Origin of the sequence: Bifidobacterium sp. UBA4282, from assembly GCF_002394995.1 — a bacterium.
GTDB lineage: Bacteria > Actinomycetota > Actinomycetes > Actinomycetales > Bifidobacteriaceae > Bifidobacterium > Bifidobacterium pullorum_B.
Window position 1 is genome coordinate 1 of record NZ_DGVO01000029.1, and the last position, 24,661, is coordinate 24,661.

Below are 24,661 nucleotides of genomic sequence, written 5' to 3' on the forward strand. Positions count from 1 at the left end.
GCACGAACGTGTCGAACGTCGCATTTTTATTCAAATGCGTCTGCGGATCCATGGGCGACCATGGATGGGGATCGGGGACGCTCCCGTGTTGATTCATAGGTGCCGTCGTCATCGTGACCAACTCCTTTCCGTTTTGCCGCATGCCCGCGGTTGTGGCGCTGTATGGTGCGCACCATTGTTGACTCACGCACGCGGAATCGGTACATATCTACCATCGGTGCGTGTCGGGTGGAGGCTGGAGAAACGGTTATCGTGGACCTACTGAGGTAAGGTGGAACTTATGGCTGGATCAGGTAGTGACTTCGTGCAACTGCACAACCATACGCATTATTCGTTGCTGGACGGTGCGTCCAAGATTCCCGACTTGGTGCGGCGCACCAAGGAGCTGGGCATGACGGCCGTCGGCATCGCCGACCATGGCAACATGCACGGTGCGTATGAGATGTGGAGCGAAGCCGTCAAGGTCGGCGTCAAACCGATCATCGGCATCGAGGCCTATACCACGCCGGAAACCGCCAGACAGGATAAGACCCGCGTGCATTGGGGCACCGAGGCGCAGCGCTCAGATGACGTGTCCGGCGGCGGCCTGATCGCCCACCTGACATTGTGGGCGGAAACCGATGAAGGCTTGAAGAACCTGTTGAAGGCATCCTCGGTGGCCAATCTCGAAGGCCGCGTGATGCGCTATCCGCGTATGGACAACGAGGTGCTCTCCACCTATTCCAAGGGTGTGATCTGCGGTTCGGGCTGTCCGTCGGGCATCATCCAGACCCGTCTGCGCCTCGGTCAGTTCGACGAGGCATTGCGGTATGCCGGCGAGCTGCAGGACATCTACGGTCGCGACAACTTCTATATCGAGCTGATGGACCACGGTCTGAAGATCGAGACCCAGGTGACCAATGAACTCCTGGAGATCGCCAAGCGGCTCAACGCGCCGCTGTTGGCCACGAACGACTCCCATTACGTGTTGGAGGAGGACCGTGGCGCACAGGACGCCATGCTGTGCATCAACTCCGGTTCGCGGCTGGATGATCCCGACCGTTTCAAATTCGACGGTTCCGGCTACTACCTGAAATCCGCCGAGGAGATGCGTGCGCTGTTCAAGGAACTGCCGGAGGCCTGTGACAACACAATCGAGGTGGCCGAACGCTGCAACGTGATGTTCGACGACGGCGAGGACGGCGCTTTCATGCCGCAGTTCGCCTGCCCGGAAGGCTGGGACGAGACCTCGCTGTTCCTCAAGCAGGTGGAGGAGGGCCTGGAGAAGCGCTACAAGGGCAATGTGCCGATGGATGTGCTGAAGCAGGCCGACTACGAGTGCGGCGTGATCTGCCAGATGCAGTTCTGCGGCTACTTCCTGGTTGTCTCCGACTACATCAACTGGGCGAAGAACAACGGTGTGATGGTCGGCCCCGGCCGTGGCTCCGCCGCAGGCTCGATGGTCGCCTACGCCATGGGCATCACCGAACTCGACCCGTTGCAGCACGGCCTGATCTTCGAACGGTTCCTGAACCCCGAACGTGTGTCCCTGCCGGATATCGATACCGATTTCGACCCAGAAGGACGCATGCGTGTGCTGGAATACGTGGCCGATAAGTACGGTCATGACAAGGTGGCCCAGTGCGTGATCTACGGCACCATCAAGACCAAGCAGGCGTTGAAGGATTCGGCTCGCATTATGGGGTACGAGTTCTCCGTCGGCGAGCATGTCACCAAGGCGCTTCCGCCGAGCAAGAACGGTAAGGACGCCAGCCTCAAGGAGATCTTCGACCCGACATCGAAGCGGTACGCGGAGGCTCGCGAGTTCCGTGAGATGTACGAGTCCGAACCGGACGCGCACCGCATCATCGATGAGGCCAAAGGCATCGAGGGCCTGATCCGTCAGACCGGTGTGCACGCCTGCGCCACCATCATGGGTTCCGAGCCGATCACCGACACGTCCCCGTTGCTGGAACGCACCGACGGCACGGTCACCACCACCTTCGAATACCACACCTGCGAAACGCTGGGTCTGGTCAAGATGGACTTCCTGGGCCTGTCCAATCTCACGGTCATCCGAGATACGCTGCGCAACATCGAACGCAACGGCAAGCCGGCCATCGACTACCGAGAGATTCCGCTGGACGACAAGGAGACCTACCAGCTGCTGTCGCGCGGCGATACGCTGGGCGTCTTCCAGCTCGATTCCGACGGCATGCGCTCGCTGCTCAAAAGCCTCAAGCCGGATAACTTCAACGACATCTCGGCACTGATCGCCCTATACCGACCGGGCCCGATGGATGTCGATTCGCACAACAACTACGCCAAGCGCAAGAACGGCCTGCAGAAGATCACGCCGATCCACCCGGAGGTGGCCGAGGCGTTGGCCCCTGTGCTGGACGAGACCTATGGTCTGATCGTCTATCAGGAGCAGGTGCAGTCGTCCGCGCGTATTCTGGCCGGATATTCACTCGGACGAGCCGACGTGCTGCGCCGAGCCATGGGCAAGAAGAAGCCCGAGGTGCTGGCCAAGGAGCAGGTGCCGTTCTTCGCCGGTATGAAGGAACACGGCTATTCCGAGGAGGCGGCGCAGGCCGTCTGGGACATCTTCGTGCCGTTCGCCGGGTACGCGTTCAACAAATCGCACTCCGCCGCCTACGGTCTGATCTCCTATTGGACCGCGTATCTGAAGACCCACTATCCGGTGGAGTTCATGGCGGCCCTGCTGCAGAACGAACGCACCAACAAGGACAAGACGGCGCTGTATCTGGGCGAGGCCAGGCGTATGGGCATCCAGGTGCTGCCGCCCGACGTGAACGAATCGGTGCTGGAGTACTCCGCCGTCGGCGATGTCGTGCGTTTCGGCCTGGGTGCGATCCGCAACGTCGGCGACCAGCCGGTGGCCGACATCATCGCCGAACGCAGCGGCCCGCGGGGCAAGTTCGTCAACTTCATGGACTTCATCCGTCGCGTACCGTTGAGCGCGTTGAACCGGCGTCTGGTCGAATCCCTGATCAAGGCCGGCGCCTTCGACTCCATCGACCCGAACCGCAGGGCGCTGTACCAGATTCATGAGGCGGCCATCGACTCGGTGGTCGGGCTCAAGCGCAAGCAGGCGGAGGGTCAGTTCGACCTGTTTTCCGATGTCGACGGTGGCGATGCCGAGGACATGGGCGATGCCGGCGTCACCGTGCCGGATGTGGAGGAGTGGGACAAGAAGACCAAGCTCAACTTCGAGCGCGAGATGCTGGGTCTATACGTCTCCGACCATCCGCTGAGCGGCATGCAGGCCGTGCTTGCCAGCCTGCGCGAGATGTCGATCGCGCATCTGATCGACCGCGCCAAGACCATGCCCGACCGCATGCAGGTCACCATCGCGGGCCTCGTGACCGGCGTGGACCGGCGCGTGTCCAAAAAGGGCAACGCGTGGGCCATCGTCACGATCGAGGACATGGAAAGCTCGATCCAGTGCATGTTCTTCGGCAAGGTGTACGAGGCGGCGGCCGCCGATCTGGCCATCGACACCGTGGTGCGCATCCGCGGCATGGTGGAGGTGCGTGACGAGAGCGTGAGCCTGCGAGCCACCGAGATGGATGTGCCGACGTTGGAGGCGGTGGACGAACGTCCGCTCGTCATCACGCTGCCGCAGGTGGCGCTCAACCGCGCCCATGTCATGCAGCTGGGGCAGATCCTGACCAATCACCCCGGCTACTGCGAGGTCAAGCTCGCCATCGTGGACGACAAGGGCAACGCGCAGGTGCTGACCTTCGGCGACCGGTTCCGCGTCAAACGCGACACCTCGCTGTTCGCCGAGATCAAGATCCTCTTCGGTCCCAGCTGCCTGCCTGCGGCGTAGCTGTACATGGTTTAGTTTGTTGGCGCAGATGCAGGTCTAGAGGGTCTGCATCTGCATTGACGGATACCTGATGGTTTGGCGTGGGGCATTATGGAACTCATCGCGTGGTGAACATAGACGCTTACTGCGGAAGCTTTGCAGTCGGTATACGGAATCGAATATGGCGTTGAAGTGTAATGAGGGATAGATTTGGTGCAATGACCGGAAAGATATCTGGTGTGCTGTTTGAAGCTTTTCTTCAAGCTGATACTAGAGTCTAATTTCTGAGGTCTATTTTTCGATGTTGAAAGGTCGTAATCATTATGGATGTTGCTGACTACAAATTGACATATCTGGTTCGCACGCTTTCTCGCACGAAGCGTAAGGATTATGAAAACTACGTCATCAATGCGGTGTGGAACCGACTCGGCATTCCCGATCTTAAGCCTGTCAGCCAGCAGCTGATTCGCAGAGACAACAGGCACCATTATTTGATTGATTTGTATTTTCCTCAGATCAATGTCGGCGTGGAGTGTGATGAGGCCTACCATCAAGGGCAACGGGAAGCGGATGATGCTCGCGATTACACCATCGGCAGGATTCTGTCTTCAATCACCGATGATGGGTATGAACCTAAACGCATTGATGTCTCTCAGCCGTATGAGGTGGTCGAACGGAAGATTGATGAGACGGTCGCGTTCATTCGAAGCAAGGTTGATGATGCACGGGAACGGGGGACATTTACGCCGTGGACGGGAGAGACACCTCGACGTGAGGATTTTCTTGACAAAGGTGTGATTGATATCAATGACGACATTTCGTTTCGAACTATAGCTGATGCCGTTAATTTCGTATGTGATACGGATATGAAGAGATACCAGATGTCAACTCCTCCGGCGAAATTGCCGGAAATGTATGATGGCCGATACAAATTCTGGTTTCCAAAGCTCGTGATTGACGGACATGCGGTGGCTGGTGGATGGAACAACCAACTTTCGTTTGATGGCGAGCGCATTTACGAGTACAACGAGAACATGGATGCGGTTGATGCTTTTACTCCTGACGATAACTCGGAGCGTCGCGTCACATTCGCAAAAATGCATGATGTAGTTACCGGCATGGAAAGATATCATTTCGCAGGAATTTTCGAGCGAACCTGGAACGATGCCGATGACGATGGTACTGCAAGAAAGGTTTGGCATCGCATCGCAACAACATGTAGGATTCGGAGCGGAATCTCATACATGTAGTTTCTGATCATAACCGGAAACGTTTATGGGCATATGTTGGCCATCGAAGAAACAGCTGCACGCCGTATGGCTGTGATGTTTAACGGGCAGTTGTGTTGACGCGGTGCCTTCCGATAGGTCACCGCATCAACACAGCCGGTTTCGCTAGTTGGCGTTCTTGCCCCACGGAGTTTTGTGGGTATCTTGGTAATCGTCCTCGTTGAGTCCTCTTGCGTAGGTGCCAAGTTTGTGTTTGAAGTTCGCTTCTATACGAATAACCGCATCACGTTTCAGGCGTGGATCCAGAATTTGCAGGACTGAGAAGCGGAACGAGTGATAGGCTTCCGGGTGTTTGGCTAGCAGCTCGTCTAGGAGCTTGTTGCCGTTCGTCTTGGTATCCGCATACCCTTTCCATCGGCTCCACAGCCCCTCTTCGGCGGTGGCCGATCCGATATAAATGCCTCCGTCCTCACCGGCGCAGGTGATGGCATAGATGGCGGCAACTCCGCTCATTGCTTTCTTCCATCCGCTGTAGAGCCATTCTTCATCCACGATGGACTTCAGCCTGTCGTAGGAAAGCACTAGGTCGTCAAATCCCGGGAATTTCTCGCCTTCGTCGATGCGAAGGATATGGCCGATTCTTTCGGGGGCTTCTTCGGCAGGATGCTTCCAGCCTTGCCGTCCGCCGCTTCGCCATTCAACAACCAAACGTCCTTGTAGTTCCTTGAAATCGTCCAGTTCCTCAAGGTCGTACAGGTAATCTTTGCTGGGATTCCATTCGACGGGGTACCCCTCCGGCAGATTCTTTTCAGTCAACAGTTCTGATCCGTGTTGCTTGAAGAACCAGAGCAGTCTGGCACCGTTTGTCCCCTCTTCATCGAACACCGCCCAATAATCGCGATTCTTTCCTCCGAATCTGTCGTCCGGTTGGACTCGTGTGAAATTCAGCAGTTGTTCCAGTCCGTGTTCACGGCAGATGCGGGCTTTATCGTTTCCTTTCACGTGTTTGATAAGGAATACGTGGTTGGGGTCGTATCCATTGGCCTTCAGTAGATCGTTGAAGTGCATCCCATTCATCACTTGCCTCCGTGCACGATGTATGTTGGACTTTTTTATTATTCGCGGGGAGGGGGACGTCTTGTTGCCGGTTTTCTGAGTGAGACAGAATTTTGCGCTTATCATCGACCATCCCTGGCGGCCGGTTGGACAATTCAATTGCAAGCGTGACTGCAATTATTCGCGAATATGTGCCGGAAGTCCTCTTCATTTGGGGGATGAGTTTTGACGATCGGAGTGAACAAATTCGACCTACGGCTTTGTTCAGCTTTCCTCATGAGTAAAGCTTCGACAGTCTGAATATTGTTCGGCCCCAGCTGTCTGCCCGCGGCGTAGCCGGGTGCTAACGATCAGACGGCTCTGGTGAGGATACGTGCGATGGCGTCGCGCGCATCCTCACGCGTGCGTTCCACGGAGGGGTGTGGGACGGCCATCGCTCGGTGGATGGTGATGCCTTCGATCACGTCATCCAAGAGTTTTGCCGTTTGCGGGTCGAAGAACGACGCCATGGAAGTCAGGACGGTTTCGGTCCACTCTGTCATGATGTCACGGAACTGCGGTTTTCGCGCGGCGACGGCGTAGAGTTCCAGGTTGATGACCATGTCCCGGTGGGTGCCCAACAGGTCGTCGGCGATGGTTTCGGCGATCGCCTCGCAGGCGTCGTCCCTGGTGCGCGCCTGTTCCATGCGTGTGCGGAATCGTTCGGCCGCCTGCCGTGCGTAATGGGAGAACGTCTGAAAGATCAGGTCGTCGAATCCGTCGAAATGGTAGGTCATCGACCCCAGCGGCACGTCGGCCGCTTCGGCGACGATGCGGTGCGAGGTGCCCGCCACGCCGCGCTCGGCGATGACGTCAAGGCAGGCGTCGATGATGCGCTGTTTACGATTCGGGTCGGAGCGTCGCGCACGGCGAGCGGATGTGGCCGTGTGACGTTCTGCTGCGGGAATCGTTGCGTGATTATCGGTTGTCGGCGTGTCCTGACGTTGCATAAGTACAATCGTACACAACAGATTATGTACGAACGTACATAACTGGAATGCAGTGATATGCCGGACGGTATGTCGATACATACGTGACGGCGGTGTGAACGTTGTGATGGAGGCAACAATGACGCAGATGATGGCTGATACCGCCGATATGACCGAAATCGGCCGCGGCGAGTGGATGCGGATGGTCAATGGCGAGGTCTATGAGGATACGAATCCGGAGATTGAGCGCAAGCGCGCTCAGGCCAAGCGTTTGTTCACCGAGTACAACCGCACCGATTACGAGGAGGTCCAGCATCGTCGGGAACTGATGGAGAAGCTGTTCGCCTCCGTCGGCGAGGACGTGTTCATCGAGCCGAATTTCCGCTGCGAGGTCGGGCGCAACATCACCATCGGGTCGCATGCCTACATCAACTACGACTGCGTCATGCTCGACAACGGTCCGATCGCCATAGGCGATTACGTGTGGATCGCCCCGATGGTCGGACTGTTCGCTGTGAACCATGCCCTCGACTTCGAGGAACGAAAGGCGGGCGCATGCCGGGCCAAGCCGATCGTTATCGGTGATGGTGTCTGGCTCGGCGGGCATGTGACGGTTCTTGGTGGTGTCGCCATCGGCGAGGGGGCGGTGATCGGCGCCGGTTCCGTCGTCACGCGCGACATCCCGCCGCACACCATCGCCGTGGGTAATCCGGCTCGCGTGGTCCGCGAGATCACCGAAGCCGATCGCACGGGGTACATCGAGCGGCTTCGCGCCCGTGACGCGGTGGTCAAGGACTGATTGGCGATCATCACCTGTATGGCTCGGCCTTGATGCAATGTGACCGGAATATCAGTGATAGGGAGGACAACGCAATGGAATTCCAGTGGCTCAACGAATCGGAGATGACCGAACTGGACGACGTGATCAGCATCTTTGCCCCGGAGCACACCGATTTCTTCTGCAACAGCGGCGCCGAGGCGGAGGAAGGCGATGCGGTACCCGACTCGCTGTGCAACGCGCCGTTCTACTACACCGAGGTCGAGGGCGATTTCGTGCTGCGCGTCAAGGTATCGCACGATTTCAAGCAGACCTATGACTCCTGCTCGATCATGGTGTTCAAGGATATGACCCATTGGGCCAAGGCCTGCTTCGAGCTGACCGACTTCGGCACCCGCGCCATGGTCAGCGTGGTGACCAAGGGCGTCTCCGACGACGCCAACGGCCCCAACGTGGACGCCGACGCGGTCTGGCTGCAGATGTGCCGCAAGGGTGACGCCTTCGCCTTCCACTATGCGCTGGACGGCGAGCATTTCTACATGATGCGCTTCTTCACGCTCGACGCCGGCAAGGTGGCCAAGGTCGGTCTGCTGGCGCAGGCGCCGACCGGCGAGGGCGGCGAACGCCGTTACGAGCACCTGTCGATCGAACATCGCACCGTGGCCAATATCCGCATGGGGGAGTGATATCCGTCTTAGGAAACCGTGATACGGCGGCCTGTTGCGAAGATGGCGTCCCGCGAGGATCGTTTCCTTGCGGGACGCCATCACGTTGTTACTCCCGGGAAGTAAGCGTAATGCTTCGTGGATATCATGAACTGTTCACCATGGCGTAACCCCTATCCCGCGTTCCTCGAACCGGTTCGCTGACAAAATGGGGTTGTCCGTTGCACGGCCCAGCCGACAGGGGCCGCGGTTCGATTCGATGATCCGACGGGTGCGGGCGCGATGTGCGCCCGGAAAGAGGGACACAAGGAGACCATTGTGAACAAGCAGTCGAAGATGCGTCGGGCGTTGGGTTCGGGCGTGGCCGGTGTGGCCGCCCTGGCGATGTTGGCGACGGGCACGGCCCATGCCACGAACACGTACTACAGCAGCAAGCAGCCGTACATCGTTCCCCAGCAGGCACTCCACATGAGCTATTCCGCAGCGCCGGAAGGCTATGCGATCACCTACACCGAGATGCTCGCCCGCCACGGTTCCCGCGGCCTGTCCAGCTACAAGTATGACGCTTTGCTGATGAAGATGGCTGAAACCGCCAAAGCCGAAAATGGTTTCGTCGACAAAGAGACCGGTGAGGAGTTCATCAAGAATCTGGAAGCGATCACCGCGGCCAATGTGGACAACGGCTACGGCATGCTGACCGGCCAAGGGGAATCCCAGCATCAGGGCATTGGCGAGCGTGCCTATAAGCGCAACCAGACGTTGTTCGACCAGGCCGCTGCCGATGGCGAGAAGATTGAATACGAGTCTTCCGGTGAGGCCCGCGCCACCGAATCCGGCGAGAACTTCAAGAAGGGATTCGACCGGGCATCCAACGGCGAGCTTGCGAATTCCTACGTCACTCCATCCAATCCGACCGGTCAAAGCACAACCGGCATCTTCAACGCCTCGCCCAACACCTTGTATTTCCACAAGGTTGAGAATCCTGACGGCAACGATAAAGAAGATGATCCCAACAATCCCGAGGATGCCTACGATATCGCACAAAGGTATGAGGACTTCATTGATGCGGACTCTGTGAAAAGCTACATCGATGCGGTCGAAGGCTATGAGAGGTCGGAACAGATCTCGCGCGATTTGCTGTCAACTGTGTTCAAGACCGAGTTTATCGACAAAATCGGCACCGACAAGGACCACATGTGGTACAACACCATTGACGGCAAGCCCTATGACGACGAGGATGAGAATCTGATTGAGGACGGCACCAGCGACCATTACATCGGCAATTGCGCCCCCAATGCGAAGCCGGATGACAAGGACGCTTGCGGTGAGGCTTCCAAGAGCATTGAATCCGTGGTTGATGCCGCGATGGATCTGTACAACCTGTATATCATCGCTGCTGATATGACCGAGGAGAATGCCGGCTCCCACACCTTCGACTTTGACTGGTATTTCGCAGATATCGATGATCCGACCGAGGGAGAGACTTTTGCATGGATTCTGGATGCCGAAGATTTTTATGAGAAGGGTCCCAGCGTGGCTGGTCAGACCGAGACCTACCGCATCGCCCAGCCGCTGCTCGACGACTTCTTCAACTCGATCGACGATCGCGTGGACCGCGGCACAACCGCCGCAACCTTCCGTTTCGCCCACGCCGAGACCATCATACCGTTCGCCGCGTTGATCAAAGCTCCAGGCTCCGAAGAACAAATTCCGCAAAACAAGATCTACGACCCGCTGGGCTTGCTCGGAGACCGGGGATATCAGAGCAACTGGTATGGCGAGTCCGTCACCCCGATGGCGGCCAACATCCAGTGGGATGTGGCCACCAAGGACGGCATCGATCCGGAGACCGACAAGGCCTACACCCCGCTGGTCCGCATGCTGTACAACGAGACCGAGGTGCCGTTCAACGCCTCCTGCACGCCGGTGGCCGAAGGCTCCACCTGGTACAAGGAATCCGAGCTGAAGAGCTGCCTGGGTTTGGAGGAGAAGCGTGTCCCGATGGACGAGGAACCGACCATCACGGTCGATACCGACACCTCGGGCGATCAGCAGCAGGACGGCAACGCCGACGACCAGAGCCAGAACACCGGTGACGGCGTTACCGGTCCGTCGGATTCCACCAAGAAGCCGACGGCCGCCGACCAGCCGAAGACGATCGCCAAGACCGGCTCGGCCATGATCGTTCCGGCCGTGGCCGCGGTGGTGCTGATCGCCGCCGGCGTCACGTTGGTGTTCGTCAGGCGCGCCAAGCGGCACTGACAGTGATATGAAGGAGGCGTCCGGGCGTTCCGGACGCCTCCTCTCATATCCGACATGCTGACATGGTGGCGGACCCACCCCGAAAGTTTGCCGACGTTGGCGGAACCTGGCCGAAGTCGGCAAACTTTTTTTTGGGGGGGGGGGGTATTCGCCAACGTGCCGGTGTGCCGGGTATCGAATCCGGGCCTGCGGCCGATACCCGGCTCCGGTCCGTGGGCTCATCTCACGATTCGGCTGGTAAAACGCCCACGGCAAGCCGGTTGTTACGATAGGCAGGTATGAATACCCCTACGATGCGAATCATTGATCTGCGAGGCAAGCGCCTCACCCGTGCCGAGATGCTGGCTGCCATGCCGCGTGCCGAGATGGGCACCGACGAGGCCACCGAACTGGTCCAGCCGATCCTCGACGATGTCAAGGCCCGCGGCGCCGCGGCGCTGCGCGACTTCGAGGAGAAGTTCGACCATGTGCGTCCCGAGCATCTGCGCGTGCCCGCCGAGGCGATGACCGCCGCGCTTGAGGAGCTCGACCCGGCCGTGCGCGCCTCCATCGAGGAATCCGTGCGCCGCTCGCGCGCCGTCGCCGCATCGCAGGTTCCCGAGGACTTCCACACCGACCTGGCACCCGGTGCCCGCGTGGCCGAACGCTGGATCCCCGTGCAGCGCGTCGGCCTGTACGTGCCGGGCGGCAAGGCCGTGTACCCGAGCTCGGTCATCATGAACGCGGTGCCCGCCCAGGCCGCCGGCGTCGAATCGCTGGCCATCGCCACCCCGCCGAAGACGGCGGACGGCCTGCCGGACAAGACCATCCTGGCCACCTGCGCCATCCTCGGCGTCGATGAGGTGTACGCGGTGGGTGGCGCCCAGGCCATCGCCATGTTCGCCTACGGCGCCAAGGGCACCGAGCCGCAGGACGGCGAGGTGCTGTGCGAGCCGGTCGATAAGATCACCGGCCCCGGCAACATCTTCGTGGCCACCGCCAAGCGCATGGTGTCCGGCATCGTCGGCATCGACGCGGTCGCCGGCCCCACCGAGATCGCCATTATCGCCGACGCCGGCGCGAACCCCGAATACCTGGCCGCCGACCTGATCGGCCAGGCCGAGCACGACGAGCTCGCCGGCTCCGTCCTGATCACCGACAGCGAACAGATCGCCGCCAAGACCCAGGAGAGCCTGAACCGCCGCGTGCCGCGCACCAAGCACGCCGAACGCGTCGCCACCTCGTTGACCGGCCGCCAGTCCGGCATCATCCTGACCGACGGACTCGACCAGTCCATCGACGCGGCCAACGCATACGCCGCCGAGCACCTGGAGATCCAGACCGCCGACGCGGACGCCGTCGTCAAGCGCATCCGCAACGCGGGCGCCATCTTCCGCGGCCCGTATTCGCCGGTGCCGCTGGGCGACTACATGTCCGGCTCCAACCACGTGCTGCCCACCTCCGGCACCGCGCGCTTCGCCGCGGGCCTCGGCGTGCACACGTTCATGAAGCCGGTGGAGGTCATCGAATACGACGAGGAGGGCCTCAAGGCGCTCGCCGCACGCATCAACACCTTCGCCGTCTCCGAGGATCTGCCCGGCCACGGCGAGTGCGTGCTCACCCGTTTCGTCGCCGACCCGTACGACAAGGCGACGCTGGACCAGCAGGAAATCGAGGCCGGCCTGAAATGAGCGAGTCGATCCCCGCAAGCCTGCCGCTGCGCAACGATCTGATCGGCGAGGAACCGTACGGCGCCCCGCAGCTCGACGTGCCGGTGTGCCTCAACGTCAACGAGAACCCGTACGCGCCCGACCCGGCCGTCTGCGATTCGATTGCCGCGCGGGTGCGTCAGATCGCGCCCACGCTGAACCGGTACCCGGACCGCGAGCACATCGAGCTGCGGCGCGCGTTCGCCGCGTATCTCAAGCGTGAATCCGGCGTGGACCTGAGCGTGGACCAGCTGTGGGGCGCGAACGGCTCCAACGAGATCATGCTGCAGGTCTTCCAGGCGTTCGGCGGCCCCGGCCGCACGGCCTTGGGCTGCGATCCGACGTACTCGATGTACCCCGAGTACGCGCGCGACACGTTCACCGCATGGCGGGTCGCGCACCGCAACGAGGACTTCACGTTGAATGTGGAGCGCACCATCGCCGCCATCAACGAGATCCATCCGGCGATCGTACTGCTGACCAGTCCGAACAACCCGACCGGCACCCCGCTGGACATGGCGGACCTCAAACGGATTCTCGACGCCTGCCAGGCCGCCCCCGTGGCCGGCACGGGCGAGGGTGTGCACCCGGTCGTGGTAGTGGACGAGGCCTATGTCGAATTCCGCAACCCCGGCACCCCCTCGGCCGTGACGCTGATCGCCGAGCATCCGAACCTGGCCGTCAGCCGCACGATGAGCAAGGCCTTCGCCTTTGCCGGTGCACGCGTCGGTTACATGGCCGCCAGCAAGGGCATCATCGACTGCCTGCGCATCGTGCGCATGCCCTACCACCTGTCGGCCATCACCCAGGCGGCCGCGCTCGCCGCGTTCGAACACACCGACGAGCAGCTGAGCCGCGTGGGCCATCTGCGTGATATCCGTCAGCAGACCGCGGCATGGCTGAAAACCCAGACGTATCAGGGGCGGCCGCTTGAGGTGGCCGAGTCCGAGTCGAATTTCCTGCTGTTCGGCGGTCACTTCGCCGACCGCGACCGCATCTTCCGGGAGCTGCTGGACCGCGGCGTGCTGATCCGCGTGGTCGGCCCCGAAGGGTGGCTGCGCGTCTGCATGGGCACCGACGAGGAGATGGCCCGCTTCCGCACGGCGCTCGCCGAAGTGCTGGCGGAGTCCCGGGACGCGGACTGAGCGGATTCGGACCCGGCGGCGTTACGCCGACGGCACACACGCCGCACTATGCTGAAGGAAGCACCGTACACGGCCGATGGGCAGGGCCCGGCGCATGCCGGCAACCCGGAAGGAGCAACGATGGCACGTACCGCAACAATCGTGCGCGAAACCAGCGAGTCGCGCATTGAACTGACGCTGAACCTGGACGGCACCGGCAAAACCGACATCAGCACCTCCGTGCCGTTCTACGATCACATGATGACCGCGCTCGGCAAGCATTCGCTGATCGACCTGACCATCCGCGCCACCGGCGACACCGACATCGATGTGCACCACACCGTGGAGGATACGGCCATCGTCTTCGGCGAGGCGTTGCGCCAGGCCCTTGGAGACAAGCGAGGCATCCGCCGGTTCGCCGACGCCACCGTGCCGTTGGACGAGGCACTCGCCAAGGCCGTCGTCGACATCTCCGGACGGCCGTACGTGGCGTGCTCCGGCGAGCCCGAAGGCTTCGAGTACGCGATGATCGGCGGGCATTTCACCGGTTCGCTGGTCCGTCACGTCATGGAGTCGATCGCGCTGCATGCCGGCATTTGCCTGCATCTGCAGCTGCTGGCCGGCCGCGATCCGCACCACATCGCCGAAGCGGAGTTCAAGGCCGTGGCCCGCGCGTTGCGCTTCGCCATCGAGCCCGACCCGCGCGTGGACGGCATCCCGAGCACGAAGGGGGCGCTGTGATGAGCGAGTCGAATCCCGACGAGTTCAAGGATGACGGACCCTCGTTCAGCGACGAGGAACTGGAGGCGGCCCTGGCCGGATTCGAGGCGGAATTCCGGGACGAGGCCTCCTGCACGGATTCCGCTGCACAGAACGAGGATGGCGGCCCGCTGCCCGACGGCGTGACGGTTCCCGATGACGCCTCCGAACTGACCGGCTCGTTCGACGACGAGCTGGAGGGGTTGCTCGGCAACAAGGCCAAAACCGCCATGATCATCACGCAGCTGGCCTCCGCCGACCTGCTGGCCGCGTTCTGCCAGCTGGCCGATGTCTCGGCCACCTGTCTGGAGGACGCGCAGGGCGCGGTGGCGGTGCTGCGCAACCTGGACGGCGACGGCCCTGAAGCGGCCGCCAAGGATCTGACCTGCGTGGTGGCCGGCATGCCGGCCATCCTGGCCGTCAACCGCGCCGACAAGCTCGAAGCCACACTCTACGTGAAAGGGCAGCCCGGGCAGACCTTCGCCCCGCCGATCCTGTTCACCCAGACCCCGCCGTTCGTGGAGGATCTGATGCTGGGCATCGGCACGGTGGACGGCGTAATCGCACAGGGCGTGCACACCGTGGATTCGGGCAGCTTGGACCGTGAGGCCGCCATGAAGGTGATCGCCCAGCATACGCGGTTCGGGCGCGGCTCCTCGAAGATTCAATAATCGTGGCACGCGCACGGTGGCTGGCTCCATCGGCGTGGACAGTGAAAGGATGAAGCATGACCTCGGTGGTGGTGTTCGACTACGGCTTCGGCAATGTCCGGTCGATGGTGCGCGCGTTGGCGAATCTGGATCTGGACGTGACGCTCACGTCTGATTACCGGCAGTCGCTGGAGGCCGACGGGCTGGTGGTGCCGGGCGTCGGTGCGTTCGCCGCCTGCATGGAGGGCCTGCACAAGGTGCGCGGCGACCGCGTGGTGACTGACCGTCTGCGCCTCGGACGCCCGGTGCTGGGCGTATGCGTGGGCGAACAGGTGATGTTCCAGCATGGCAGCGAGCACGGCGTGCCGGCCGCCGGCCTGGGGTTGGTCGGCGGTACGGTGGGGCCGTTGGATGCGGATGTGGTGCCCCACATGGGATGGGACACGGTCGAGGCCCCCGAGAACAGCACGCTGCTGGACGGACTGGATGGGGCGCGGTTCTATTTCGTGCATTCGTACGCCGCCGCCGAGGCCGCGCCGCTGGGGCCGGACGACGCGCCGGTCGATTTCGGCGACGCTCCTCAGCATGTGGGATGGTGCACATACGGCCGCAGCCGGTTCGTGGCCTCCTATGAGCGCGGGCCGCTGTTCGCCACGCAGTTCCATCCCGAGAAATCGGCGGAAGCCGGCGCCCGGTTGCTGCGCAACTGGGTGGGCATCCTGTAACGGTCGCCGGTTGGCGCCAATCGCATTGTGGATCAGACCCCTTATCGAAATCGAAAGGATCACATCATGGCTTTGACCCTGCTTCCCGCCGTCGATGTACGCGACGGCAAGGCCGTGCGTCTGCGTCAGGGCGCGTCCGGCTCGGAAACCGACTACGGCTCCCCTCTGGAAGCCGCCCGTGCGTGGGTGGAATCCGGTGCCGAGTGGATCCATCTGGTCGACCTGGACGCCGCCTTCGGTACGGGGAACAACCGCGACCAGCTCAAGGCGATCGTGGCCGAGCTGGGGGAGCGCGTCCATATCGAGATGAGCGGCGGCATCCGCGACGACGACAGCCTCAAGGCCGCGTTGGAGGCCGGGGCCGCGCGCGTGAACATCGGCACCGCCGCACTGGAGAACCCGGAGTGGACTGCTGACGTGATTCGCCGCTACGGCGACCGTGTGGCCGTGGGGCTGGACGTGCGCGGGCACACGCTGGCCGCCCGCGGCTGGGTTAAGGAGGGCGGCGACCTGTTTGAGACGATGGCCTTCCTCGACTCCGTGGGCTGCTCGCGGTACGTGGTGACCGACGTGGCCCGCGACGGCATGATGAGCGGGCCGAACCTTGACCTGCTGCGCGAGGTGGCCGAACGCACCGACGCCAAGGTGACGGCGTCCGGCGGCATCTCCTCGCTGGATGATCTGAAGGCCATCAGACAGCTTGCGCCGTTGGGTGTGGATTCGGCGATCCTCGGCAAGTCGCTGTACGCGCGCGCCTTCACGCTGCAGGAGGCGCTGGAGGTCGCCGCGGCCTGACACGGCTGTACCTGCGACGCGTGTTAACACGATGTGACACAAACCCGTGGGAGGATGGTGGACATGGATAGACAGCAAGAGTTTGCGCTGCGCACCGTTGAGGAGCGCGATGTGCGGTTCATCCGCCTGTGGTTCACCGATGTGCTCGGCACGTTGAAATCGGTGGCGATCGCCCCGGCGGAGTTGGAGGCGGCGTTCGAGGAGGGCCTTGGGTTCGACGGTTCCGCCATCGAGGGCATGACCCGTGTCTCCGAGGACGATATGATCGTCAAGCCGGATCCCTCCACGTTCCAGATCCTGCCGTGGCGCGGCGGCCCGCAGGGCACCGCCCGCATGTTCTGCGACGTGCTGACCCCGGACGGCGAGCCCTCGCTGGGCGACCCGCGCCATGTGCTCAAGCAGTCGCTGGCCAAGGCCAAGGAGAAGGGGTTCACGTTCTACGTGCACCCCGAGATCGAGTTCTACCTGTTCGAGAACCAGGAGGATTGGTCGCAGCCGCCGACCCCGATTGACGGCGGCGGATACTTCGATCATGTGCCGCGCAGCTCCGGCATGGATTTCCGCCGGGCCACCGTGAACATGCTCGAACAGATGGGCATCTCGGTGGAATACTCGCACCATGAGGGCGGCCCCGGCCAGAACGAGATCGACCTGCGGTACGCCGACGCGCTCACCGCGGCGGACAACATCATGACCTTCCGCACCGTGGTCAAGGAGATCTCGCTCGAACGCGGCATCTACGCCAGCTTCATGCCCAAGCCGATGGCCGACCAGCCGGGATCCGGCATGCACACCCATCTGAGCCTGTTCGAGGGGGATTCCAACGCCTTCTACGAGGCCGGCCAGGAATTCAACATGTCGCTGACGGCCCGGCAGTTCGCCGCCGGCATCCTATATCACGCGGCGGAGATCTGCGCGATCACCGACCAGTACGTCAATTCCTACAAGCGCCTGTGGGGCGGCAACGAGGCGCCGAGCTACATCTGCTGGGGCCACAACAACCGTTCCGCGCTGCTGCGCATCCCGCAGTACAAGCCGGGCAAGGGCAATTCGGCCCGCATGGAGTTCCGTGCGCTCGACCCGGTGGCCAACCCGTACCTGGCATACTCGGTGCTGCTGGCCGCCGGTCTGGACGGCATCGAGCAGCAGCTGACGCTGGGCGAGCCGACCAGCGACGACGTCTGGGAGCTCACCGACGCCGAACGCCGCGCGATGGGCATCCAGCCGCTACCCGAGTCGCTGGACGAGGCGTTGAAGATCATGGAGAAGTCCGACTTCGTGGCCGGCGTGATCGGCGAGCACGCGTTCGAGTACTTCCTGCGCAACAAGCGCCAGGAGTGGAACGAGTACAGCCACCAGGTCACCCCGTACGAGCTGAAGACCTACCTGCCGCGGCTGTAGGCGGTCTGTCGAGTTCAGCCGAATTCGGACGAGCGCTCCACCAGCACGGTGTCGTCGTAGTCGACGATGCGCGCGTTCACCGTTCCGGTGGTGCGCGGCAGCTCGTAGGCGATCGTGACGGTGGCCTGTGCCCCCGGTAGCACCGAAAGGTATTTCGAACCGTCCTCGTACCCCGTCGGGGGTTCGCTCAGATAGGCGGTCTCAAGCTCGGTGCCGTCGAGCAGGGCCTGGATGTCGCCGAGCCAGGACAGCGAGATGGGGTCGTCGGAGCGGTTGATCCACCGATAGGTGACGATGACCGTGTCCTGTCCCTCGTAGGTTTGAGGCCCCAGCGCGATGTCGTCGATTCGCACGTCGGCGATGACGGTGTCGTCCCAGTCGCGGACCGTCGTCATGCCGTCGGTGTCCGTGGCCTCCGGCACCTCCGGCAGCTCGGAGGAATCGATCTGCGTGAACGGCGCATCGGGCGTGTCCTCGCCGATCTCGAACGCCGATCGGATGGTGGTGTCGCCGGAATAGTCGCTGAGTCTGACATCCAGCGGTGTGGTGTCGTCACGCAGCGTGTAGGCCATCGTGATGGTCGCCGTGGCATCGGGCAGGATCTCATTGATCGATGCCGACGGGTCGTATCCGGCCAGCACGTCGGCATCGTCGCCGACATACAGATAGGTATCGCGGAGTCCCACGCCGTTCTGGAACACCTCAAGATCGCCCATCGAACTGAGCGATGTGGCGACCGATCCCTCGTTGGAGGCCTCCAACTCGATGACGACGGTGCGGGCGTCGAGGTCGTCGTGGATGCCTGCGTACGCCCGGGTGATTGTGAACGACATGCGTTCGTCATCGTAGTCATCGGCCAGCGTGCCTGTTCGCTCGAATGTCTCCGGTTCCGGCTCCGTGTAGTCGTGGTCGTCCTCGTCATCGGGGGACCATGAGAACGACCCCCGCAGCGAGCCGGAGGATGTGTTGCGCTGCGCCATGATGACGCCGATCACCGAGGCCGCCACGATGATCATGACGACCACCGTTACCGTGATGGCAACGGTGACTGTGCGACGGGAGGACCCCGTCCGTGATGATGCGGCGGACGGGGTGCGGGACGCCGTGGGCGTGGGGCGGCCGGCGCCGTTGGAGGCACCCGGTTTCGGTAAGCGGATGGATTGGATCAGGACGATGATCGCTCCAAGGATCAACAGGACGCTGAACGTGTTGCTGAGTATCGTGGCGATAACCAGCAGGAGGATCGCAACGCCCAGCTTGGCGGCCAGCGGACGCTTGGTCTGCTGCTTGGGCCGGTTCGCCGCGTTGACCACGGGATTGGTGGTGGGACGTGCGGTACCGGCCGGCTGCGATGGCGGGATGTTCGGCTGCGGATATGATGCCGGAGGCTGACCCGTGTGGTAGTAGGCCTGCTCGATATGCTCCTGCTTGCGGTGCTCGGCTCGCTTCTGCGCCTTGCGGCGGCGTTCCTCGCGCTGGTGCTGCCTGGTGTCGATCTGCGATTCGCGTTCGACCACGGTGCTGGGGTCGACGTAGTCCGGAGCTTCGTCCACATCGAATGGCGAGACATAATCATCGGTGTTGCGGTTGCCGAACAGGCCCATGGGTGCTGCCCTCTCTCATCGCCGAGCGGTTATACCCCCATTGTACGGGGGAGCGGGGCATGGAGTCGCATTACTGGCGTGGATTGCCGAACCAGTCGGTGTAGATCAGCGAGAAGTTGCGGTTGCCGTAGGAGGAACAGGCGTCGCCCTCGCCGGTTCCGGCCTCCAACGCGGCCTGATTCGGCTGATAGGGCGTGTAGACATAGAGCAGTGCGGTCGCGTTGTTCTCGATATAGACCTGGCTGCCGCCGCAGGACGGGATGGGGCTGTACTGCACGTAGTTGAACCGTCCGGCGTGGTAGGCGTAGTCGTCGGGATGGTTCAGGTAATAGCGGTAGCGTCGGGCGGCGCCGTATACCTGGTTGAAGAATCCGGCGTACGCCGGATCGCAGTTCGCGTCGTCCGGGCAGCTCAGCCCCATGGCGGCGCGGATCTGGAAATCGGTGGGGGCGGTGGCGGTGACCAGATGCTGTTCCTTCTGTAGCATGGTCAGCAGTACCTTCTGGCTGATGCCGCAGGCCCGGGCGGATTTGTCGATGACGGCGGCGGCCGATTCGTCGGTTGCACCCTCATAGGCTTCGCACAGCTCGTCGGCCGGATGGGATTCGGTATCGAAGCGCATCGAGGCCAAGGCGCCGCCCCGCTGGTCCAGGAAGGCCTGCACCTCGGCCTGGCTCATCGCATGTTCGTTGAAGAACTGGCCGTCGGAGATGATATTGCCCGGATTGAAGCCGTAGCGTTGCGCGGTGGCGTCCTGCGCCGCCGTGGCGGCATCCACCTCACGGCGCCATCGGACGAACGTCGTCAGGCCGACGACCAGGGCGATGACGCAGATGACGGCCACCAGCGGCACCAGAATCATCGCCAGGCGCTGCCTGAAGCGCGCCCGCTTCCATGTGCGCAGCCATCCGCGGAAGGGCTTGCGAGCATTGGACTTTTTCCGTGTCGTCTTGGTGCGGCGTCGTTTGGAAGATGAGCGTTGATTCATCGGCGTTCCCTACTGAAGCGCTTTGCGGATGCGTTGCAGGCTCACGGGGCCGGAGGTGCCGAGCTCCTGTGCCCAGAGCGAGACGTAGAACTCCTCCAGCATCCAACGGGCCGTGTCCGCCTGCTTGGTCAGCGACTCATGCCGCGGGCCGGCCGGTTCGGCCTTGGCCCTGGACACGGCGGCATCCACGAGCTGTCGGGCCTCGTCGGCCTCCCAAGCCCAGCGCACATCACGGTTCTTGTCGGCCTTGGCCTTGTTCAGGCGCAGCAGGTCGGCCTGCAGATACGTGGCCAGGCGCGGCAGCGAGGCCGGGGGCGTGGCGCCGACGAACCCGGAGTACACGAGCGTGGCGATGTGTTCGCGGATGGACTGCAGCACCGAGAGCATCGGCAGGTCGGCGGGACCGGAGACGGCCTTGTCGACCTCGGCGTAGCGTTTGAGCACGGCGATCACATCATGCGCAACCGCGTATACGGTGTCCTCGAACACCTGGGCGATGTCCGCCACGGCTTCGGCCAGCGCGGCGTCGTCGGCGAGATCGTCGATGTGCGGCAGCAACCGTTTGACGGCGGCCAGCTGCAGATCCTCGACAAGGTCCTTGGTGGACCGATACGGCGCGGAGGCCAGCATCAGCGCCTCGGCCCCCAGCCAACGTGAGGAGACGCGCTCGGATGGCAGCCGCAGCGCGTCCAACGCGCCACGCCACAGCATGGCGGCCCGGGATTCGGTGGTCGCCCCGGCCTTCTGCAGCAGATTCGCCTGCTCGACCAGCTTGCCCTGATCGCCGGCGGCGCGGGCCTTGCGCTGCACCATCTGCCGGGCGGAGGACTCGGCCTCCTGCGCGAACCGGCGTTGCAGGGCGTTGAGTTCCTTGCCTGTGCCCAGCGTCTTGACCGGTCCGCGGGCATGCCGGCGACCGCGTTGGTTCTTCGCCGGCGGCAGCTGCTGCTCCACGGCAAACGTCATCCGCAGATACGGCGTGAGCCTGGCCATGAGATCCGGGCCCAGCACCTCGGGGTGAATCTGCGCGCCGACCGTGTGGATGGCGGCCTGCGTGAACACATGCGCGAAATCCGGCCAGGCGGCGCCACCCGTGCCGGGGACCACCTCCACCGGCGCGTCCTCGGGCGGCAGATTCGGCTTCTGCCGGTCGCCCGAACCGGGCAGATCCGGATAATGCTCGTCGATCCATGCGCGAATCTTGCGGGCCGTGTCCGGTGCCGGCACGAACTGTACACGCAGCGCCTTGGGCAGCGCCTTGATTAGCCCCACGATCAGCTCGTCCAACAGGCCCGGCACATTCCAGCTGAACTGCTCCGGAGTCAGGCGGGAGAGCGCCTTCAACGGGATGTGCACGGTCACTCCGTCGTCCTGCGCCTGCGGATCATACACATAGCTCAGCTTCAGGTCGATCGGCGTGCCATCGGTGCCGAGCGTATGCCACTGATCCGGGTAGTCGGCCAGACTCACCGACTCCGTATCGGCCAGGCGCTCCACCTTCTCCGGATCGAAATCCAGCAGGTGCGGATCGTCGTCATACGCGGTCTTCCACCATTTGCCCAGATCGGCCACCGAGGTCACGTCGTTGGGAATCCGCGCGTTGTAGAAGTCGAACAGGTCCTCATCGCTCACCGTGCCGGCCAGCTGACGCGTGCGGCTCGCATCCTCCGCGGCCTCCTCCAACACCTCCAGGTTGCGCTGGACGAATGCGTCATGCTGGAACCGCTGCTGGATGTCGCCCTCCACCAGTCCCTGGCGGATCAGGAAGTCGCGCGCCTCGGGCGGGTTGATCCGCCCCCACTGCACGGTGCGGTCCTGCACGATCGGCAGGCCGTACAGCAGCACCTTCGCGCTCGCCACGGCCGAACCGCGCGAACCGGACCAGTGCGCCTCGGCGTAGGTGGTACGGGTCAGGTTGCCCGCCAGCGGCTCCGCCCACGCCGGGTCGATGGCGGCCGAATACCGCGCCCACAGGCGGCTGGTCTCCACCAGCTCGGTGCTCATGACCCACGGCGGCGTGGACTTGGCCACGCTGGAGGCCGGGAACAGCGCGAACCGCGTGCCGCGCGCGCCCTGATAGTCGTTCTTCGCCATCTTCTGCGCGCGCTTCATCGCCCGCGCCTTCGACGCACCCTTGAGACCAGCGAAATCCGAGGCCTTCGGCTCGCGCAGCACCTGCATGCCCATCATCGAAAGCAGACCGGCCAGCATGGAGGTGTGGATGCCCTGCGCATCCCAGGAGCAGCACAACGCGTGCGCCGCCTGCTGGTTGATCGGCAGCTGGCGGATCTTCAGATCCGGGCGGGAGATCGGGATCGGCTCGCCCACCTTGAACTTGAACTCGCGGCACATCTCGGTCAGCTGCGTGACCAGATCCTTCCACTGGCGCATGCGAAGCCAGCTGAAATACTCGGTTTTGCAGATGCGCCGCAACGCCGAGTTGCTGGGGTTGCCGTCGGCCTGGAACACGCGGTCCCAGATGTTCAACGCGGTCAGGAAGTCGCTGGACGGGTCGGCGTAACGGTTGTGGATGCGGTCGGCCTCGTCGCGGTTCTCCTCCGGGCGCTCGCGCGGATCCTGCAGGCTCAGGAACGCCACCACCACCAGCACGGCGGCCAGCGTGTTCGGCGTGGTCGAGCGCGCCGCCTCGATCACCATGCGTCCCAGACGCACATCGATCGGGATGCGGGCCAGCTGGCGGCCGATATGCGTCAGCATCACGCCGCCCTGACGGCGGGCGATGGCCTTGAGCTCCACCAGCTCGTTGAAGCCGTCGGAGACGGCCTTCATATCCGGCGGGTCGATGAACCCGAACGTGGTCACGTCCTCGGCGGTGCGGGCCACGCCGACGCTGAGCATGTGCAGCACCACCGCACCCAGCGAGGTGCGCAGGATCTCCGGCTCGGTGAACCGCGGCCGCGTCTCGTAGTCCTCGCGGCTGTACAGGCGGATGGCGATGCCGTCGGCCACGCGGCCGCATCGGCCGGACCGCTGGTCGGCGCTGGCCTGGCTGATCGGCTCGATCGGCAGACGCTGCACCTTGGCGGTTTTCGAATACCGGGAGATGCGGGCCGTGCCCGGATCGACCACATACCGGATGCCCGGCACCGTCAGCGAGGTCTCGGCCACGTTCGTGGCGATGATGATGCGCTGATGCGTATGCGCCTCGAACACCCGATGCTGTTCCTTGGCGGACAGCCGCGCGAACAACGGCACGATCTCGATGGCGTCCGGACGGCGCATATCGGCGGCGCGCGGCCCGTAATGGTGCCGCAGGGCGGCCTCGAACTCGTGGATGTCGCGCTCGCCGGAGGCGAATACCAGGATGTCGCGGGGGCCGGCCGCATGGCTGGAATGGATGACCAGCTCGGCGCAGGCGCGGGCCACGGCGGTGGGCATGTCGATTGGGGTTTCGCGCTCGCGGCCCCGGCCTTCCCGTTCGGAGGCGGTCGGTGCGGCCGACAGCTCCGCATACGCCTGTTCGCCGGGCATCGCGCCGGTTTCGAATCCGGGCACGGACCGCATCAGCGCGGGCGCGGTGCCCAATGGCTCGTAGACGATCTGCACCGGGTAGGTGCGTCCGGACACCTCGATCACCGGCACCGGCGCGTGCAGCGCGTGTTCGAAATGCTCTTGGAACTTGACCGAGTCGATGGTGGCGGAGGTGATGATGAGCTTCAGGTCCCGGCGGCGGGGGAGCAGCGCCGTCAGGTAACCGAGCAGGAAGTCGATGTTGAGGCTGCGCTCATGCGCCTCGTCGATGATGATGGTGTCGTACCGGCTCAGCTGCGGGTCGCGCTGGATCTGCGCGAGCAGGATGCCGTCGGTGACCACGCGCAGTCGGGTCTTCGGGGAGCTTTCGTCGGTGAACCGCACCTGATAGCCGATCTCGTCGCCGAGCCTGACCCCCATCTCGGAGGCGATGCGTTCGGCGACGGTGCGTGCAGCCAAGCGGCGGGGCTGCGTGTGCACGATCTGACGGCCGTGCGAGCCGCGGCCGAGTTCGAGCAGGATCTTCGGCAGCTGCGTGGTCTTGCCGGAACCGGTCTGGCCGGAGACGATGACGACCTGCGAGGTGCGCACGGCCTGCGCGATCTGGTCCTTGGCCGCGCTGACCGGCAGCTCCTTCGGATACTCGAACCTCATAACCCTTCT

17 protein-coding genes are annotated in these 24,661 nt (G+C 63.0%); 12 read left to right on the top strand and 5 right to left on the bottom strand.

Annotated elements, in window-relative coordinates; genetic code table 11:
- Window positions 1-280: 280 nt before the first annotated feature.
- Both dnaE and B4C31_RS04075 read left to right on the top strand, forming a co-directional pair.
- Entirely contained in the window at window positions 281-3,835 is a 3,555-nt protein-coding gene (dnaE, locus tag B4C31_RS04070) for a DNA polymerase III subunit alpha (protein WP_291531439.1), read from the top strand.
- 302 nt (window positions 3,836-4,137) lie between these two features.
- A complete protein-coding gene (locus tag B4C31_RS04075; RefSeq protein WP_291531440.1) occupies window positions 4,138-5,064 on the top strand; it encodes an AbaSI family restriction endonuclease in 927 nt (308 codons plus the stop codon).
- A 144-nt stretch (window positions 5,065-5,208) separates the two neighbouring features.
- Here the strand turns inward: B4C31_RS04075 and B4C31_RS04080 are convergent, their stop codons facing one another.
- The gene (locus B4C31_RS04080) at window positions 5,209-6,120 is read right to left on the bottom strand and encodes a GIY-YIG nuclease family protein (protein WP_291531441.1); all 912 of its coding nucleotides are present in this window, start codon (window positions 6,118-6,120) and stop codon (window positions 5,209-5,211) included.
- Between the two features lie 329 nt (window positions 6,121-6,449).
- Window positions 6,450-7,088 carry a TetR/AcrR family transcriptional regulator gene (locus B4C31_RS04085; protein ID WP_291531442.1) on the bottom strand — a complete coding sequence of 213 codons (639 nt, stop codon included), beginning with the start codon at window positions 7,086-7,088 and terminating at the stop codon, window positions 6,450-6,452.
- Window positions 7,089-7,206: 118 nt separating this feature from the next.
- On the opposite strand from B4C31_RS04085, the gene B4C31_RS04090 reads away from it, so the two are divergent.
- The 10 genes from B4C31_RS04090 (at window position 7,207) to glnA (ending at window position 17,914) form a co-directional block, all read left to right on the top strand.
- Window positions 7,207-7,866: a sugar O-acetyltransferase gene (locus B4C31_RS04090; protein WP_291531443.1), complete on the top strand. Its 660-nt coding sequence runs from the start codon at window positions 7,207-7,209 to the stop codon at window positions 7,864-7,866.
- A gap of 74 nt (window positions 7,867-7,940) precedes the next feature.
- On the top strand, window positions 7,941-8,531 hold the full coding sequence (locus B4C31_RS04095) for a DUF1349 domain-containing protein (protein WP_291531444.1): 591 nt from the start codon (window positions 7,941-7,943) through the stop codon (window positions 8,529-8,531).
- A 315-nt stretch (window positions 8,532-8,846) separates the two neighbouring features.
- The gene (locus B4C31_RS04100) at window positions 8,847-10,772 is read left to right on the top strand and encodes a histidine-type phosphatase (RefSeq protein ID WP_291531497.1); all 1,926 of its coding nucleotides are present in this window, start codon (window positions 8,847-8,849) and stop codon (window positions 10,770-10,772) included.
- A gap of 278 nt (window positions 10,773-11,050) precedes the next feature.
- Complete coding sequence (hisD, locus tag B4C31_RS04105; protein ID WP_291531445.1) at window positions 11,051-12,442, top strand: histidinol dehydrogenase; 1,392 nt, start codon at window positions 11,051-11,053, stop codon at window positions 12,440-12,442.
- Entirely contained in the window at window positions 12,439-13,605 is a 1,167-nt protein-coding gene (locus tag B4C31_RS04110) for a histidinol-phosphate transaminase (RefSeq protein ID WP_291531446.1), read from the top strand. Before hisD ends, B4C31_RS04110 begins: the two co-directional genes overlap by 4 nt.
- A gap of 120 nt (window positions 13,606-13,725) precedes the next feature.
- Entirely contained in the window at window positions 13,726-14,325 is a 600-nt protein-coding gene (gene hisB, locus B4C31_RS04115; protein WP_289604256.1) for an imidazoleglycerol-phosphate dehydratase HisB, read from the top strand.
- Entirely contained in the window at window positions 14,325-15,014 is a 690-nt protein-coding gene (locus B4C31_RS04120; RefSeq protein WP_291531447.1) for a hypothetical protein, read from the top strand. The genes hisB and B4C31_RS04120 overlap by 1 nt, the downstream gene beginning before the upstream one ends.
- A 56-nt stretch (window positions 15,015-15,070) precedes the next feature.
- Window positions 15,071-15,718: an imidazole glycerol phosphate synthase subunit HisH gene (hisH, locus tag B4C31_RS04125; RefSeq protein ID WP_291531448.1), complete on the top strand. Its 648-nt coding sequence runs from the start codon at window positions 15,071-15,073 to the stop codon at window positions 15,716-15,718.
- Window positions 15,719-15,784: 66 nt separating this feature from the next.
- The gene (gene priA, locus B4C31_RS04130; protein ID WP_291531449.1) at window positions 15,785-16,513 is read left to right on the top strand and encodes a bifunctional 1-(5-phosphoribosyl)-5-((5-phosphoribosylamino)methylideneamino)imidazole-4-carboxamide isomerase/phosphoribosylanthranilate isomerase PriA; all 729 of its coding nucleotides are present in this window, start codon (window positions 15,785-15,787) and stop codon (window positions 16,511-16,513) included.
- A gap of 63 nt (window positions 16,514-16,576) precedes the next feature.
- On the top strand, window positions 16,577-17,914 hold the full coding sequence (glnA, locus tag B4C31_RS04135; protein WP_033507609.1) for a type I glutamate--ammonia ligase: 1,338 nt from the start codon (window positions 16,577-16,579) through the stop codon (window positions 17,912-17,914).
- A gap of 14 nt (window positions 17,915-17,928) precedes the next feature.
- On the opposite strand, the gene B4C31_RS04140 is transcribed toward glnA, so the two are convergent.
- The 3 genes from B4C31_RS04140 to B4C31_RS04150 all read right to left on the bottom strand — a co-directional run bounded on the left by B4C31_RS04140 (window position 17,929) and on the right by B4C31_RS04150 (window position 24,652).
- Window positions 17,929-19,518 (bottom strand): DUF5067 domain-containing protein, encoded by a 1,590-nt coding sequence (locus B4C31_RS04140; protein WP_291531450.1) that lies wholly within the window; start codon window positions 19,516-19,518, stop codon window positions 17,929-17,931.
- Window positions 19,519-19,588: 70 nt separating this feature from the next.
- A complete protein-coding gene (locus B4C31_RS04145; RefSeq protein WP_414631840.1) occupies window positions 19,589-20,380 on the bottom strand; it encodes a hemagglutinin in 792 nt (263 codons plus the stop codon).
- A 135-nt stretch (window positions 20,381-20,515) separates the two neighbouring features.
- Window positions 20,516-24,652 carry a DUF3418 domain-containing protein gene (locus B4C31_RS04150; protein WP_291531452.1) on the bottom strand — a complete coding sequence of 1,379 codons (4,137 nt, stop codon included), beginning with the start codon at window positions 24,650-24,652 and terminating at the stop codon, window positions 20,516-20,518.
- Between the last annotated feature and the right edge of the window lie 9 nt (window positions 24,653-24,661).